We start from the raw sequence: 15600 nt of genomic DNA on the forward strand, positions 1-15600 counted from the left end.
GACGGCGTTCTGTGGCCGTTTGGTGGCGTCTTCAGGAGGATGCGACGCGGCTATTCCTGAGTCCTCGCAGCCGTCCATGCCCGGGACGTGTGAGATCGTCGGCAACGTGCGCCTGGCCGCTCCAACGTGTCTCGTAACTGACGGTGGATACACGGGGCGAGTTCAGGCGGTGAGTGCAACACCCTGAATTCTGTGGGGTGTCGTCAATGGGCAGGCCGTGGTCCCCGTTGAGTGTTCGTTTAGCGTTCTGGGAGGGGCTGGATGCCGATTACGGGCTTGCCTCAGCCGAAGTGCTTGTGTCAGGAGTGGCGGAGGAACCAGGAACGGCCTCGCCGCAGCGCGCGATACAGTCTTTTGACGGACCGAGACGATGCTTCGGTGCCGACATCTTGGAATGACCCCATTCCGCCTCGGTAGAGACTGCCGAGAGCATTTGCGGCGGCCCCACGCAGAACGCGCCGGTTCGTGATGCCAGCGAATTGTTCATCGAGCCAGTCTGCGGCGTGGGCCCGTTGGTTGTCCTGCTCCAATCGTGCGACGGAACGTACCTCTGTGACTGCGGAGATGATTTCGTCCCGGACGGCTTCGACGGTTCGGGGCTTGGGGCTCATAGATAAATCCTACGTAGAACCGTCTTCATCTAGCGCAACCGGCCATGGCTCCTATCCAACCCGGGGCGTCTCCAAACCTCTGCGTCTCGAAACGCTAGGGATACGAGGCGCCGCACCGTTCTGCGCCAGCCCATCTCATTGAAGCTATCCCCATTTCGGCTGCAGCCAAGGCGCGCTCCTGGGTGCTGCAGCAAAGTCCTACCGCTCAGCCTCGAGGGCGCCAGACTGTAGCGGGAACATCTTGCAACGAGTGAGTGCCGGTGGTCGCACAGCGTTTCTCCGCTCACTATTCGATTACAGAACCGTGGTTGGTCCCCAGACCCATCGTTGGGCCGAGATGCGGCCGGTGTTCAGATAGTTGGGTCTCTTGAAAGTCGCCACGACGCGGATGAATTTATCCCCGTCGCCGGGGGTCAGCCGGTAGCTGGAACCTGTCGCCCCTGGGATCGGACGTCCGTTGCGCTGCCATTGCCAGGTCACGGCTGTTGGAGCCGGGAATGGCATAGCGGTGGAAGCTCTCAACGTCTGTCCGGCGGTGAATGCGCCCCCGAGGGTAATACCCCGGACAACCGGGGTGGGGAGTTTGGTGAACACGGCCAGCGGCCGGATCGCTCTGGAGGTTTGGAAGGCAGTGATCGTGCCGGCGCGCTTGAACGCGACTTTGAAGTTGATCAGGTGCCCTTGGTCTGCTGCTGTAAGTCGGTAGGCCGTTCCAGTCGCCCCACTGATGGGCCTCCCGTCGCGGTACCACTGGTAGGCCGCGGCGGTGGACGAGGGAGTGGTTGGGCTGGTCCGGGCGCTCACGGTGTAGCCGGTGGCCGCGGTGCCTGCGATCCAGGGCGCGGGGCCCAGGATGAAGTTGAGGGGCACGGCGACTGCCGCGGAGGCGGGACTGAGCCCGCGGTCGTAACTGGTTTTCTCGTAGAAGGCTCTTACCGTCATCTTGTGGCCGGCGTCAGCGGTCGTGAGGCGGTACGTCGGGTCAGTGCTGGGCCCGGCCAACTCGATTCCGGACCGGTACCAGGAGTAGCTCACTGCATCCGGAGCCGGCGACGGAACCGGTCCGGGGACGGCGGTGAGCAGCTGGCCGGCCAGGGCGGTGCCCTTGATGGTGGGAGCGCTCATCCCCGCGAATTTGCCGTAGATCTGCAGGCTGCTGTCGCTGCGCTTGCCGTCGGTGAGGAAGTTGGGCGAAACGGGCTTGGCGTAGACCGAGATGCGGTAGCCGATGTCCTCGGCGCGGACTGTGTAGGTGGATCCTGTGACGTCCGGGATCGCCCGCATACCTTTGTCGCCGCGGTCGTGACTCCACAGGTAGGTGTAGGTGACCGACCCTGGTGCCGGCGGGAACGGGGTGGGGGAAGATGTCACGACAGCGGGAGCGGAGGCCTTCAACACCTGCCCCGGATACGCGGCGTAGGGAGCAGCAGTGCTGGTGCCCGCGGTGATGACAGGCGAGGACGCAGGCAGGATCGAGCCGCGACGTGCCGTGCCGAAACTTGTGGTCCCGGTCCAGCTGTTCCAGTATCCGGCCGCCGAAACGGTCACCTCCGCGGTGATCTCTGCGCCCATGTCAGCCTCGGCCACGGTGTAGCGTGCCGGGGCGCCCTCGATGGGCGTCCCGTCCCGGAACCAAGCGGTTGTGATGGTGGCGTTAGCCCCGCTGAGGGACGGCTCCGAGTTGTACGTCCAGAGGTTGACACCGAGCTCGTTGCCAAGAACAGGCATAGCGTCGGGGTGCGACCATGCTGTGATGTAGCCGAGGATGGGTTCCGTCTCCCCGGAGGTCAGGAGTTTGGGCTCGGAGTCGGGCTGGGTGGCGGTGACGCGGACGGAGATGCGCTTGCCGAAGTCCATTGACCGGAGGAAGTAGTAAGGCCATGCGACAGCGGGTCCGAAAGCCTCGCCGTCATGCAAGAACTGGTAGCTAAGACTGCCTGCTGGCTTGGTACCCGAAAACACGACATTGAGGTACGATCCGATTTGCGGACTGCCTTCAAGGCGCACCGCCGGAGCAGGGGTCGGCGCTTCGACCGCGGGGCTGGCTGGCTCATCCGCGACAGCCACCGGGACGGGGGCGGAAAAAGCGATCAGCCCCAAGATCACGCAAAAAACCGACACTGTCCGGCGGCCTGCAGTCCGCAGGCCGGATGAAGATTTTGTCACGTGCTGTTCCCCCAGCTCGATGTGGGCCAAGCAGTGACCGCACGATTATTCCGCTGAGAATATCTGACTGGGTCACTGTTCGCCAATGTCCGGGACGATCTTGATCCGCGAGGGACTGGACGACCAGCTGCATGGCATCGACAGTCGGGCCGAAGCAAGCGTTCGGCAAACGGACAGCTAAGCCGCCGCTCTGCGCTGAAGCATTGTTGGGAAGGCCAGCTGTCCGCCCGTTGGCATTTACGTGCAGGCGTCGAGGAGCCTCAGACTGGTCATGATGCTCCCTTTCCTGATGACCAGCCCGGTATTGGGATCGATAATGATTTCTGCTCCTAGCCCGCCGCCGAGCGGTTCTGTCCGTCCGATGGCCACGCCGGTCTTGCCGTCGAGGTTGGCGGGCTCGCTGGCGGTTACCCCAGGGATCAGTGCCAGGCGCGTCATATAGCCCTGCACGCAGGTCTGCGGGACAAGGCCGCTTCTCAAGAGATCGGTGATTCGCAGGACCTCGGCTGCATGTGCGCTTTGTATTGTGATGCTTGTCTGCCCGACGGCAAGGATTCCGGCCGTTGCGGCAGCTGCTGTGAGAAACACCCGAAGCGACCTATAGGGCTCTTCGGCTGGGCAACCTGGTGCGCCGCCGCCCCTGCTTTCCAGGCGGGAGTTCTCGTTCCCTGTGCCGGCTGCTGCCCTGCGCAGGAAATCTAGTGCCATGTCAGAAGTTGCCGTTGCAGTGGACTGCCGGGAGTAGCGTGAACGCCCCCGTTCACTTTCGGCGGGCGAGGGCTGGTGCGGAATCGGTGTGGGCAGAAGTCAGCTCAGCTACCCATGGTCAGGCCATCCCGATGCGTGACTCGGTATCTAAATGCCGCGCCGCAGGCGTTGAAGTTCACAGACATGGGGAAGACTGGGCAAGGACGGGATCGCGCCGGCGCTGCAAAGGGAAGCCACAGATGGGGGCCTCATGGTCGTTGACTTCATACTCTTTCTCGTTGAAGGAGCGCTGACCTTCGTTGAGCACGTGTTCCTTCACAGAAAGGCCTCGGGCAAAGGCAGGGTCCGCAAAAGCCTGGAACGCCGGAAGGCTCAGCGCTCCGAAAACCCGAAGCGCTGACGCCAGGAGACTTGCGGTGCCCCTTAGAGTGAACTGACGGCAGTCGGGCCGCGAACACCGAGGACCGGATGGACTACTACGCAATCAACGCACTGCGTGAGAACCATGCAGGCTGGTCCCTGCCGCGCGCCCAGAACGCCCCGCTCGCCACCTCGTCTTTCATGGCGGCCTTCACCGGCCCAACCAGCGCAACCTTGGCCGCCAACAGCTCATCGACAGCCTCGACGACGTCCCGTTCGGCTTGCGGGATGCCTACGGTGGGGACAAGTTCCCCCGCCAGGCGGCCGAGTACCTGGACGACTGGGCCGCCCCGGAGAGAGCGTGGCTGCGCAAGTACTACATCCAGGGCTAGGACGAGCCGCGCTACGGTCTCACCGCCGCGGCCGAGGGCGTGATCCGCTGGGTGGAGAGCCTGCGCGGCCGGGACTTCGTGGCCACCCAGTCCCGGCTCACCAGCATCTTCGCGGTCCTCGAGCGACTGGTCCAGCAGTCCGAGACGGACCCCGAAGTACGCCTGATCGAACTGCAAAGGCAAAGAGACAATATCGACGGCGAAATGCAGCGCATACGGGGCGACGACCTTTCCGCCCTCTGATACATTAGTGATATATGAGACCTGGAAAGATGTGATATCACACGCAGCGGTCTGATATGCCAGCTATCCCGATCTGAATCCGCCGCAGGATCGATCGTCAACTCGATGAGGAGTGGAACAGCATGCAGCAACTCGCAGACCGGCTCGAACGCCTGGGCACCGAAACTGCCTTCAGCGTCGCTCAAGCCGCCGCCGCTTGGAAGGCGAAGGGGAACCCGGTGTACCCCTTCCATCTCGGCGACATCAACATCCCCACCGCCCCGAACATCGTGGAGGCGATGAACCGGGCGATCGCTGACGGCTATACCGGCTACTGCCCCGGCCCGGGCATCCCGCAGCTGCGTGAGGCCCTTGCCGACGATATCGGCTCGCGGCGCGGTATCGAGTTCTCCCCCGAGAATGTGGTGGTGATGACCGGTGGCAAGCCCGTCATCACGAAGTTCCTGCAGGCGGTCATGAACCCGGGCCAGGAAGTGCTCTACCCGAACCCCGGCTTCCCGATCTATGAATCGCAGATCGAGTACCTCGGCGGTACGGCGGTGCCGTACCGCTACGTGCCTACGAGCACGGGCTTCGCGATCGACCTCGAGCAGATCCGCGCGTCAATCACCCCGAACACGGTCGCGATCATCTACAACGATCTGCAGAACCCCATCTCGGCAGAGTCGACTGCCGCTGAGCGCGAGGCCGTCGCGCAGCTCGCGATCCAACACGACCTCTGGGTGCTCTCCGACGAGGCGTACTTTGAGACCCGCTATGAGGGCGTCTCAAGCTCGATCACCTCGATTCCCGGCATGGCCGAGCGTACTGTCATCCTCTACACGTTCAGCAAGAAGTTCGCCATGACCGGCTCACGCCTCGGCTGCGCCGTCGCCCCGCGTGAGATCGCGCAGGTGCTGAGCACACTGAACACCAACGACGAGTCCTGCACCACGCACTACGTGCAGTGGGCCGGCGTCGAAGCGCTCCGCGGCCCCCAGGATTCCGTGCAGCAGATGCTGGACACCCTGCAGACGCGCCGCGACGCCGCCTGCGAGCTGGTGAACTCCATCCCCGGCATGAGCGTCGCCGTGCCGCAGTCGACGTTCTACCTGTTCCCCGACGTCACCGAGGCCATGGAGCGCATGGGCTACACGGCAGTCGGCGACTTCGCCTCTGACGCCCTGTACAAGACCGGCGTCTCCTTCTGCACGCGTGAGCACTTCGGCCGTCGGCTGCCCGGCGAGGAGCGGCAGTACATCCGGCTCGCCTACTCGGGCATCGAGGCGGCAGCTATCCGCGAGGGCCTCGCACGTCTGTGCGAATGGATCGTGACCGCATGAGCCGGGTCGTCGTCACGGGCCGTGTGCCCGAAATCGCAATCGAAAAGCTCCGCGCCGAGCACGAGGTCGATGCCTGGGACGGTCCGGAGTCCATCAGCCGCGCGGAGCTCCTGCGCCGGGTGGCCGGCGCCGATGCCGTGGTCAGCCTGCTCACCGAACGCATCGACGCCGAGTTGCTCGAAGCCGCGGGTCCGCAGCTCAAGGTCGTCGCGAACGTCGCCGTGGGTTATGACAACATCGACGTGCCGGCCTGCACCGAACGGGGCATCGTAGCCGCCAACACCCCCGGCGTGCTCACGGACGCCACGGCCGACATCGCGCTCAGCCTCATCCTCATGGCGACCCGCCGGCTCGGCGAGGGGGAACGGCTCATCCGCTCCGGCCAGGCCTGGAAGTGGGGCATGTTCTTCCTGCTTGGCAGCAGCCTGCAGGGCAAGACGCTGGGCGTCGTCGGCATGGGCGGCATCGGCCAGGCGACCGCCCGCCGGGCCAAGGCCTTCGGCATGGAGATCGTCTACCAGTCGCGCAGCGAGATCGATCCCGGGATCGCCGCCGAGCTGGGCGCCCGGCGGGCAGACCTGGACGAGCTGCTGGCCGTCTCCGACGTCGTCTCGCTGCACTGCCCCTACGGGCCTGCCACGCATCATCTGATCGGCGCCGAACAACTCGCGGCGATGAAGAGCTCGGCGTACCTCGTCAACACCGCGCGCGGACCGATCGTCGACGAAGCGGCGCTCGCGTCGGCGCTTCGCGAGGGACGGATCGCGGGTGCCGGGCTCGATGTCTATGAGCACGAGCCCCGTGTGCACCCCGAGTTGCTCGAGCTCGAGAACGTGACACTCGTGCCGCACCTGGGTTCCGCCACGGTGGAGACGCGCACCGCGATGGCGATGCTCGCCGCCGACAACGCCCTCGCCGTGCTCAGCGGCGAACAGCCGCCTGCACCGATCAATTAGGCGGCGACGGACGCAGAAACGGCCGGAGGACACACAAACACGTGTCCTCCGGCCGTTTCCTGGTCTTGGGACAAAGCGCCCTGCCCCCAGCCCGGAGTTACCCGGACGGAGGCCGGGTAGCGCGCTTACGCTTCCAGTCCGCGAAGCGTCTCTTGGGCGCCGCGGTCATGCAGACTGGCCAGGGCTTCTGAGTACGCGGTGACAAAGCGCTCGTCATCAATGAGGTCACCGAAGACTTCCCGGTTTGAAATGAAGGACAGCGGGTCCTGCCGCTGGCGTGCGGCGGCAGCCATGAGGGTGTCTTTCAGCCGGTCCACCACGACAATCGCGATACCCGCCTCGTCCGTCCCTTCGGCATACCGTGCCCAGCTCGCCACGATGGCCGCTGACCGCCGCACCTCTCCCCCGTTCTCGAGGTTGATCCGGACCACCGGCAGCAGCCACTTCGGGATCCGGTCCGAGCTCTCGGCACAGAGCCGGGCCAGCGTGTCGCGCACGTGTTCGTTGGAGAAGCGCTCGATCAGCGTGCGCTTGTACGTGTCGAGGTCGATGCCGGGAACGGGCTGCAGCGTCGGGGTTGCTTCCTTGTCCATGTAGTCCAGCAGGAACTGCGCGAACAGCGGGTCCTGCGCCACCTCGTGCGCGTAGCGGTAGCCGGCGAGGTAGCCGAAGTAGCACATGCCCTGGTGGCTCGCGTTGAGCAGCCGCAGCTTCATCAGTTCGTACGGCTCCACGTCCTCCACCAGCTGCACGCCGGCCTTTTCGAAGGGCGGGCGTCCGAGGCTGAAGTGGTCCTCGAGCACCCACTGTTCGAAGGGTTCGCAGACCACCGGCCAGCCGTCCTCCACGCCGAATTCCTCGGCGATGGCCTTGCGGTCCTCGTCGGTGGTGACGGGGGTGATCCGGTCCACCATGCTGTTGGGGAAGGGCACGTTCTCCGCGACCCAGGCGCCCAGAGCCGGGTCCTTGAGCGAAGCGAAGGCGGTGAACATCTTCCGGGCCACGTCGCCGTTGCCCTGGATGTTGTCGCAGGACATCACGGTGAATGGTGCCAGTCCGCGTTCCCGACGGCGGCGGAGGGCTTCGGCGACCAGTCCGAAGGTGGTCCGGGGCGCGGCTCCCGGCTGGAGGTCGTGAACCACGTCGGGGTTCCCGGCGTCGAAGTCGCCGGTGACGTGGTGGAAGTTGTACCCACCTTCGGTGACGGTCAGCGAAACGATCCGGACGGCGTCGGACGCCATTTTTTCGATGACGGCTTCCGGGTCGTCGGGGGCGAAGAGATACTCGATGATCGAGCCGATGACCCGGCCCTCCCGCGAACCCTCGGGGTTCTTCACCACCAGCGTGTACAGGCAGTCCTGCTTGTCCATGACCTGCTTCATGCGGGCATCGCCGGGCAGGACGCCCACTCCGCAAATGGCCCAGTCATGGGCGAGGCCGGCGTTCATCAGCTGGTCCAGGTACATGGCCTGATGGGCGCGGTGGAAGCCGCCGACGCCGAAGTGCACGATCCCAGCCGTCAAAGCCGAGCGGTCGTAGGACGGTGTGGCCAAGGTATCCGGGAGAGCCGTCAGTGTCGCGTTGCTGAGCTGTTCCATGTGTTCTTCCTTTCCAGGGCGGGCTGTCAGCGGCCCGGGTAGACGACGGCTTTGAGCTGGCCGGGCTGCTTGCCGGCCTTGAGTGCTTCCTCGGATCCGGCGAGGGGGAATTTGGCGGTGACGAGGATGTCCAGGTCCACCTTGCCGTCGGCAATGAGCTGGATCGCCAGCGGCCAGGTGTTGGTGTAGCGGAAGACTCCTGAGAGCCAGATCTCCCGGTTCTGGATGAACGAGACGGGGAGTTCGACGTCGTCCGCCCCAAGACCGACCAGGATCACCCGGCCGGCGGGGCCTACGGCCTTAACTCCGGAACGGACCGCCTGCGGCGCGCCGGAAGCGTCAATGAAGGCGTCGACGTCGAGCCCTTCCACGCTGTCCGTCTTCGCGTTGATCGCATGGGTTGCGCCGTGCTCTAAGGCGAAGGCCAGGCGGTCCTCGGCGATGTCGCTGATGTAGATTTCGGTGGCTCCGAAGGCGCGTGCAGCCTGGGCGGCGATGATGCCGATCGGGCCGGCGCCGGCGATCAGCACCCGGCTGCCGGGGCGGATTCCGGCGCGTTCGCAGGCCCAGAGCCCCACGGACAGCGGTTCGATGAGGGCGGCGGCTTCGTCGCTGACGTTGTCCGGGATGTCGTAGGCGAAGTCGGACTGGATGGTCACGTATTCGGCGAAGGCGCCGTCGATCGGCGGCGTCGCGTAGAACTCGATGTCCGGGCAGAGGTTGTAGCGGCCTGCTTTGCACTGCTTGCAGGTGCGGCAGGGGCGCTGGGGTTCGACGGCGACGCGCTTGCCCATGCGTTCCCGGCTGACAGAGCTTCCGACGGCGGCGACCCGGCCGGAGAGCTCGTGGCCGAGGATCAGCGGGTGGTCCACCACGTAGTCGCCGATGCGGCCGTGCTCGTAGTAGTGGACGTCGCTGCCGCAGACGCCGACGGCGGCAACCTGCACCAGGACCTGCTCGGGCTCGAGGTGCGGGACGGGCAGCGTCTCCAGTGCCATGCTGCCCTGGCTTTTCAGGACGGCGGCGCGCATGGTGGCGGGCAGGTCGGGCTGTGCTTGCTGTTCACGGTGGCCGGAGGCCGGGGACTGTGCGGTTGATGTGGTCATCAAAGTGTTCCTTGGAAAGTGGGAAAAGGGGGTTGCGGGGCTACTTGACGGCGCCGAGCGAGAGGCCCTGGACGAGTTTGTCTTGGGCGGCGAAGCCGGCGAACAGCACGGGCAGGGAGATCACCACGGCCGCGGCGCAGACCTTGGCCAGGAACAGGCCCTGGCCCGAGACGAAGCCGGTGAGGAACACCGGGGCGGTGCCGGCGACGACGCCGGTGAGGACGCGGGCCAGTAGGAGTTCGTTCCAGCTGAAGATGAAGCAGATCAGGGCGGTGGCGGCGATTCCGGGCATCGCGACGGGGGCGATGATCTTGCGCAGGATGAGCAGGAGGTTGGCGCCGTCGATCTGTGCTGCTTCAAGCATTTCCTCCGGCACCTCGGCGAGGAAGGAGCGCATCATCCAGACTGCGATGGGCAGGTTCATGGACGTGTACATCAGGATCAGGAACCAGATGTTGTCCAGGGCGCCGACGGTTCGGGCGAAGAGGTAGAGCGGCAGGATCGCGGCCACGACGGGCATCATCTTGGTGGAGAGGAAGAAGAACATCACGTCCGTCCACTTCCTCACCGGCCGGATCGAGAGCGCGTAGGCGGCTGGAATGGCCAGCGCCAGCACCAGGACCGTGGAGAGAATCGAGGCCGTGGCGGAGTTGATCATGGGCGGCCACGGGCTGACGCCGGAGCTCGCGCCGAAGAACTCCTTGTAGGCGTCCAAGGTGAGGTTGGCCGCGATGGAGGGCGGGTTGGTGGCGGCGTCCGTTTCGGAGTGGAAGGAGGTCAGAATCATCCAAAGGACGGGCGTGGCGAAGAGCAGTGCCAGCAGCCAGGCGGCGATGCCGGCCGCGGTGTTGTTCCGGGTGGGGTCCATCCGGGTCTTGCCGCCGAACCTTCCGAAACTGCGGCGGGAACTGCGGGCGTTCAGGGCGCCGGAGGCCGGCGAAGTGCTTTGGTGTGCGGTGAGGGTGCTCATCGTGCTGCTTCCTTCTTGAAGAGCGAGAATACGGTGCGCAGGGCGAAGGTCGCCACGATGATGGTGCCGATGACCACCACGACGCCGGCCGCTGAGGCCAGGCCGTATTCGTTGGCGAAGTAGAACGTCTGGTAGATGGCGTAGGGCAGGTTGGCGGTGCCCAGTCCCCCTGCGGTGAGGGTGAAGACGGAGTCGAAGTTCTGCACGATGTAGATGGCTCCGAGCAGGCCGCCGAGTTCGATGTACTGGCGCAGGTGCGGCAGGGTCAGGTGCCGGAAGATGCCCCATGGCGTGGCGCCGTCCATCTGGGCCGCTTCGACGGTGTCCATCGGGCGGGACTGCAGGCCTGCGAGCAGGATGAGCATCATGAACGGGGTCCACTGCCAGACCAGGGACACGATGACGGCCATCAGCGGGGCCTGGGAGAGCAGGTCAAGTTGCGGCGGTGTGGCGCTGCCGAAGAGTGACCAGGCCCAGGTCAGGATGCCGTTGATCAGCCCGTACGTGGGGTTGAGCAGGGCGTGCTTCCAGATCAGGGCGGCAGCCACGGGGACCACCAGGAACGGTGCGATCAGCAGGGTGCGTGCCAGTCCGCGGCCGATGAACTTCTTGTCCAGCAGCAGGGCCAGGCCCAGGCCGATGAGCAGGCTGAACAGGACCACGGAGACGGTGAGGAGGATGGTGGTGAAGATGGCCTGGCGCAGGTCCGGGTCCGTGAGGACTGTGACGTAGTTCTCCAGGCCGGCGAAGGCGGTCTTGTCCGGGCTGAGGCTGTTCCAGTTCAGGAACGAGATGATCAGTGTCACCACGAACGGAAGCTGGGTGACGATGATGAGGAAGATCAGGGCCGGGAGCAGTGGCGCGCGCCGCGCCCAGGCCAGGGCGCGTTCCCGCGACCGGGTGTTCCGTGGCCGGTTGTCCCTTGACGGTGCCGTTGCGCTGTGTCCCGGACGGGAGATGCGCGCCGTTGCGGTAGTCATGATGTTCTCCTGCGGTTCGGTTGAGGTCACTTGTACTTGTTGCCGATCTTTTGGGCGGCTACCTGGCCCTTGGCCAGCGCGTCGGCCACAGAGCCCTGGCCCGCGATGGCGGAACTGACCCCCTGGGAGACGCTGGTGCCCAGGGCGGCGAACTCGGGAATGCCGACGAACTGGATCCCGGCGGCGGGGCGCGGCTGGGCGCCGGGGTTCTTGGGGTCGGCGTTCTCGATCGCGAAGCGTTCGGCCTTGAAGAACGGCGCTGCCTGCTGGAACTCGGCGTTCTCGTAGGTGGAGATCCGCTTGCCGGAGGGGACCTTCGCCCAGCCAAGCTTGGCGGCGACCAGTTCCTCGTAGTCCTTCGAGCTGGCCCAGGCGATGAATTTCCCGGCAGCGTCCTGCTTCTTCGAGGCCGCCTGCATGGCCCAGGACCAGGTCCACAGCCAGCCGGAGGACTTCGTGTTCTTCACCGGCGCCTGGGCGTAGCCAATCTTCCCCTTCACCGGTGACGCGTCCGCTTCCAGGGCGCCGGCCGCGGAGGTGGCGTCGTACCACATGGCCACCTTGCCCTGGCTCATGTTGTTCAGGCACTCGGTGAACCCGGCCTGCGCGGCCCCGGCCTCGCCGTGCTCGCGGACCAGCTTGGTGTAGAACTCGGTGGCAGCGGTGAATTCCGGTGCGTTGACCTGGGCGTTCCAATCCTTGTCGAACCAGGTCCCGCCGAAGGTGTTCACCACGGTGGTCAGCGGTGCGAAGACCTGGCCCCAGCCGGGCTGGCCGCGCAGGCAGATGCCCTTCATCCCGGGGGCCGCGCCGTCCACCTTCGCCGCGATGTCGGCGACCTCATCCCAGGTCGGCTTCTCCGGCATGGCCAGGCCCTTGGCCTCCAGGATGTCCTTGCGGTACATCAGGAACGAGGATTCACCGTAGAACGGCTCGCCGTACAGCTTGCCGTCCTTGCCGGTGAGGGACGCCGTGTAGGCGGGCAGAATGTCGTCCTGGTTGAACGTGGCATCGTTCGCCACGCTGTCCAGGGGCGCCAGCCAGCCGTTGGCCGAGAAGAACGGGATCTCATAGTTCGACAGGGAGGCGACGTCGTACTGGCCGGCCTGGCTGGAGAACTCCTGGCTGATCTTCGCCCGGACGTCGTTCTCCGGCAGCACGGTGTAGTTGACCCTGATGCCGGTTTCCTTGGTGAAGTTGTCCGCGGTAAGCCGCTGCAGGTCCTCCATCTGGGGGTTGTTCACCATCAGGACATTGATGCTGTTCGGGTCGCCTGCGGCTGATCCGCCACCGGCACCGGCGCAGGCGGAGGCGGACAGGGCGATGCACAGGGCACCTGCGGCCAGCGAGGCGGCGCGCATTTTGGGACGCATAAGAACTCCTTTGTGCTCAAGAGTCGGGACACGAGGCCTGGCCGAAGTAAAGGGCCGGGCCTCAAGGGGCCGCGCGGCCCCGGTCGGTTCTCAGTTGAGTTTGCTCATATGAGCCTAGCTGAATGCTCATCTGTCATGTGACTCTAGTCATATATACTCGTTTGAGCAAGAGGCAATACTCAAATGATCAGACGTGCGAGAGGTGACCAGCATGACGGAGCGCTCCCATGAAGAGCTTCTGGCGCGGATCAGCAGCGAGTACTACCTGGAGAACCGCTCCAAGGTGGAGATTGGCGCCACCTACGAAATCTCACGGTTCCAGGTGGCCCGCCTGCTTACGGAGGCGTTCGAGAAGGGCATCGTGGAAATCAAGGTGCATTTCCCGTCCCGTGTCTCCGCTGCCGACATCCGGCGCATCGAGTCCACCCTGGGGATTGGCGAGGTAATCGTTGCGGAGACCACCGGGGACGTGATCCAGGCGCGCGGCATCCTGGCCAAGGCGGCCGCCGTCGAAATCTCCCGGCAGGCACCCGCCGGCGGGACCATCGGCATCTCCTGGTCCCGCACCCTGGACGTGGCCTCGCGGCTGGTCCGGGAGCTTCCCCGGTGCGACATCGTCCAGCTTGCCGGCGCCCTCCCCACAGAGGGCGAGAGCAATCCCCTCGAGCTGATCCAGCGGCTGGGACATGTGAGCGGGGGGCTCACCTGGCCGCTGTGGGCACCTTTGGTGGTGGAAGATCCGACGACGGCGGCCGGCTTGCGCCGCCAGCCGGAGATCGCCGAGGCCCTGGCCAAGGCGGATTCACTCGACCTGGCGGTGGTGGCGATCGGCGCCTGGAAGTCGGGCACCTCCACCATCTGGGACCGGGCCGACGCCGAGGTGCGGCAGGCGGCCGTGGAGGCCGGCGCCGTCGGGGAATGCTCGGGGCGCCTGCTGGACGCCAAAGGCGTTGCGGTGGAATCGGGGCTGGACGAACAGATCATCGCCGTCACCATCAAGCAGCTGCAGCGGACCCCGAAGGTGGTTGCCGTAGCCCAGGGGGAGGCACGGGCTGAAGCCGTGCTGGCCGTGGCCAAGGCCGGCTTCGTCACCACCCTGATCATTGATACGCCGCTGGCCCAGGCCCTGACTGACCTGATCGACGAGGAGAAGAATCAATGAGCACAGTCATCGGGGTGGATTCCTCCACCCAGTCCTGCAAGGTCCTTGCTGTGGACGCCCAAAGCGGCGAGGTCATCGCGTCGGGCGCCTCGGCCCACCCCGACCTCACCGCGGTGGACCCGCGCGTCTGGACCTCAGCGCTGCGCGAGGCGTGGCGTTCGGCGGGCGCGGACCGGCTGGGCGGTTCCGTCGCGGCGGCCGGCGTCGCCGCCCAGCAGCACGGGATGGTGGCCCTCGACAGTTCGGGGACGCCCGTACACGATGCCCTGCTGTGGAACGACACCCGCAGTGCTGCGGACGCGGCGAGACTGCGGGATGAACTGGGGCCCGAAGCGTGGGTGGACGCCGTCAACCTCGTCCCCGTCGCGTCCTTCACCATCTCCAAGCTGGCGTGGCTGGCGCAGAACGAACCGGACGCCGCGAAGCGCGTGGACCAGGTGGTCCTCCCCCATGACTGGCTCAACGGAGCCTTGGGCGGCGAATTCACCACGGACCGGAGCGATGCCTCCGGCACCGGCTACTTCTCCCCCGTCACCAACACCTACCGGACCGACCTGCTGGAGGGCTTCTTCGGGCGCGTACCGCGCCTTCCGCGCGTCGTGGCGTCGAACGAGCAGGCCGGAACCGTTCAGCACGGCTGGGGCATCGACGGGGCCGTCCTCGCGGCCGGCGCGGGGGACAATGCGGCCGCGGCGCTGGGACTGGGGCTGCGCCCGGGCGAGGTGGTGGTCTCGATCGGCACCTCAGGAACCGTCTTCACCAGCTCACCCTCCCCCATGCCGGATCCCACCGGCGCAGTCGCAGGATTCGCGGACGCGGCGGGCGGCCACCTGCCCCTGCTGGCCATGCTGAATTCCGCCAGGGTCATGGCCGCTACCGCAACCATGCTCGATGTCGACCTGGCAAAACTGGACTCCCTGGCACTGGCCGCCGGGTGCGACGCCGGCGGGCTCACCTTCCTGCCCTATCTTGATGGCGAGCGCAGCCCCAACCTGCCGCATGCCAGCGGAAGCCTGGCCGGGCTCACCAGGAGCAACATGACCCCGGAGAATCTCGCCCGCGCCTCCGTGCTGGGCGTGCTGAACTCACTGGCCGATGCCATCGACGTCCTGCGGCAGTCTGGCGGCACGCCGGACAAGATTCTCCTGATTGGCGGAGGTTCCAAATCGCGGGCCCTGCGCCAGGCAGCAGCAAGCATCTTCAACCTGCCCGTCGAGGTGCCGGCTAGCAGGGAGTACGTTGCGCTCGGTGCGGCGAAACAGGCCGCATGGGCGGCCACGGGGGAGCTTCCCGACTGGAAGCGCAGCATCGAGGCTGCCTACGAACCCGAAGGAGACTGGGGCTTCGGCGTCCGGGAACGCTATGCCGAGGTGCGTAAGAGCTTCTACGGGGTGTGAGCGCCGCTGCGACCGTCCCCGCTTCGAGGCGCCCTTCAAGGAGTCACTGAACCCGAACACTATCCACCACGTGGTGGCGTTCAACGCGTTCCTGGATAGCCGGCTTGTCTACACGGAGCTTGCTAAACCGACGTGTGATCTGGGTCGGCGAACAGGACGCCGCTCTTATCCATTTTCTCGGAGTCTTGTCGGAGACAGAGCACCTGTTCTTACTCGGGCGCATCTCTTGAAGCTGTCCAGCCGCTCCGGCTGGTCA

At 65.7% G+C, this 15600-nt stretch carries 12 protein-coding genes; 5 read left to right on the plus strand and 7 right to left on the minus strand.

Annotation, left to right across the window (positions count from 1 at the left end):
- Window positions 1-905: 905 nt before the first annotated feature.
- Window positions 906-2777 (minus strand): hypothetical protein, encoded by a 1872-nt coding sequence (locus DBZ45_RS04545; protein ID WP_146617450.1) that lies wholly within the window; start codon window positions 2775-2777, stop codon window positions 906-908.
- 237 nt (window positions 2778-3014) lie between these two features.
- Window positions 3015-3485, minus strand: coding sequence for a hypothetical protein (locus DBZ45_RS22600; protein WP_190243008.1), 471 nt, complete (start codon window positions 3483-3485; stop codon window positions 3015-3017).
- 803 nt (window positions 3486-4288) lie between these two features.
- Here DBZ45_RS22600 and DBZ45_RS23815 point away from each other — a divergent pair.
- From DBZ45_RS23815 to DBZ45_RS04570, 3 genes are all read left to right on the plus strand, one after another.
- Entirely contained in the window at window positions 4289-4480 is a 192-nt protein-coding gene (locus tag DBZ45_RS23815) for a DUF3375 family protein (protein ID WP_440130501.1), read from the plus strand.
- Between the two features lie 122 nt (window positions 4481-4602).
- Window positions 4603-5802, plus strand: coding sequence for a pyridoxal phosphate-dependent aminotransferase (locus DBZ45_RS04565; RefSeq protein ID WP_111902763.1), 1200 nt, complete (start codon window positions 4603-4605; stop codon window positions 5800-5802).
- Window positions 5799-6758 carry a 2-hydroxyacid dehydrogenase gene (locus tag DBZ45_RS04570; protein WP_111902764.1) on the plus strand — a complete coding sequence of 320 codons (960 nt, stop codon included), beginning with the start codon at window positions 5799-5801 and terminating at the stop codon, window positions 6756-6758. The genes DBZ45_RS04565 and DBZ45_RS04570 overlap by 4 nt, the downstream gene beginning before the upstream one ends.
- Before the next feature lie 125 nt (window positions 6759-6883).
- Here DBZ45_RS04570 and DBZ45_RS04575 read toward each other — a convergent pair whose 3' ends face one another.
- Genes DBZ45_RS04575 through DBZ45_RS04595 form a run of 5 tightly spaced genes read right to left on the minus strand, consistent with a single transcriptional unit; the run spans window position 6884 to window position 12785 of the window.
- Window positions 6884-8356: a mannitol dehydrogenase family protein gene (locus DBZ45_RS04575; protein WP_111902765.1), complete on the minus strand. Its 1473-nt coding sequence runs from the start codon at window positions 8354-8356 to the stop codon at window positions 6884-6886.
- Window positions 8357-8382: 26 nt separating this feature from the next.
- A complete protein-coding gene (locus DBZ45_RS04580) occupies window positions 8383-9462 on the minus strand; it encodes an NAD(P)-dependent alcohol dehydrogenase (protein WP_111902766.1) in 1080 nt (359 codons plus the stop codon).
- A gap of 40 nt (window positions 9463-9502) precedes the next feature.
- A complete protein-coding gene (locus DBZ45_RS04585; RefSeq protein ID WP_111902767.1) occupies window positions 9503-10432 on the minus strand; it encodes a carbohydrate ABC transporter permease in 930 nt (309 codons plus the stop codon).
- A complete protein-coding gene (locus DBZ45_RS04590; protein WP_111902987.1) occupies window positions 10429-11412 on the minus strand; it encodes a carbohydrate ABC transporter permease in 984 nt (327 codons plus the stop codon). The genes DBZ45_RS04585 and DBZ45_RS04590 overlap by 4 nt, the downstream gene beginning before the upstream one ends.
- Window positions 11413-11438: 26 nt before the next feature.
- The gene (locus tag DBZ45_RS04595) at window positions 11439-12785 is read right to left on the minus strand and encodes an ABC transporter substrate-binding protein (RefSeq protein WP_111902768.1); all 1347 of its coding nucleotides are present in this window, start codon (window positions 12783-12785) and stop codon (window positions 11439-11441) included.
- A 211-nt stretch (window positions 12786-12996) separates the two neighbouring features.
- Here DBZ45_RS04595 and DBZ45_RS04600 point away from each other — a divergent pair, with 211 nt between their 5' ends.
- Both DBZ45_RS04600 and xylB read left to right on the plus strand, forming a co-directional pair.
- Complete coding sequence (locus tag DBZ45_RS04600; RefSeq protein ID WP_146617452.1) at window positions 12997-13947, plus strand: sugar-binding transcriptional regulator; 951 nt, start codon at window positions 12997-12999, stop codon at window positions 13945-13947.
- Entirely contained in the window at window positions 13944-15344 is a 1401-nt protein-coding gene (gene xylB, locus DBZ45_RS04605) for a xylulokinase (protein ID WP_111902770.1), read from the plus strand. The genes DBZ45_RS04600 and xylB overlap by 4 nt, the downstream gene beginning before the upstream one ends.
- The last annotated feature ends 256 nt before the right edge of the window (window positions 15345-15600 follow it).

Origin of the sequence: Arthrobacter globiformis (genome assembly GCF_003261175.1) — a bacterium.
In the GTDB taxonomy this organism is placed as follows: domain Bacteria; phylum Actinomycetota; class Actinomycetes; order Actinomycetales; family Micrococcaceae; genus Arthrobacter; species Arthrobacter globiformis_A.

Coding starts and splice junctions, on each gene's coding strand:
- xylB (WP_111902770.1), top strand. CDS start 13,944: ATGAGCACAGTCATCGGGGTGGATTCCTCCACCCAGTCCTGCAAGGTC.
- DBZ45_RS04590 (WP_111902987.1), bottom strand. CDS start 11,412: ATGACTACCGCAACGGCGCGCATCTCCCGTCCGGGACACAGCGCAACG.
- DBZ45_RS04595 (WP_111902768.1), bottom strand. CDS start 12,785: ATGCGTCCCAAAATGCGCGCCGCCTCGCTGGCCGCAGGTGCCCTGTGC.
- DBZ45_RS04565 (WP_111902763.1), top strand. CDS start 4,603: ATGCAGCAACTCGCAGACCGGCTCGAACGCCTGGGCACCGAAACTGCC.
- DBZ45_RS04575 (WP_111902765.1), bottom strand. CDS start 8,356: ATGGAACAGCTCAGCAACGCGACACTGACGGCTCTCCCGGATACCTTG.
- DBZ45_RS04570 (WP_111902764.1), top strand. CDS start 5,799: ATGAGCCGGGTCGTCGTCACGGGCCGTGTGCCCGAAATCGCAATCGAA.
- DBZ45_RS22600 (WP_190243008.1), bottom strand. CDS start 3,485: ATGGCACTAGATTTCCTGCGCAGGGCAGCAGCCGGCACAGGGAACGAG.
- DBZ45_RS04600 (WP_146617452.1), top strand. CDS start 12,997: ATGACGGAGCGCTCCCATGAAGAGCTTCTGGCGCGGATCAGCAGCGAG.
- DBZ45_RS04585 (WP_111902767.1), bottom strand. CDS start 10,432: ATGAGCACCCTCACCGCACACCAAAGCACTTCGCCGGCCTCCGGCGCC.
- DBZ45_RS04580 (WP_111902766.1), bottom strand. CDS start 9,462: ATGACCACATCAACCGCACAGTCCCCGGCCTCCGGCCACCGTGAACAG.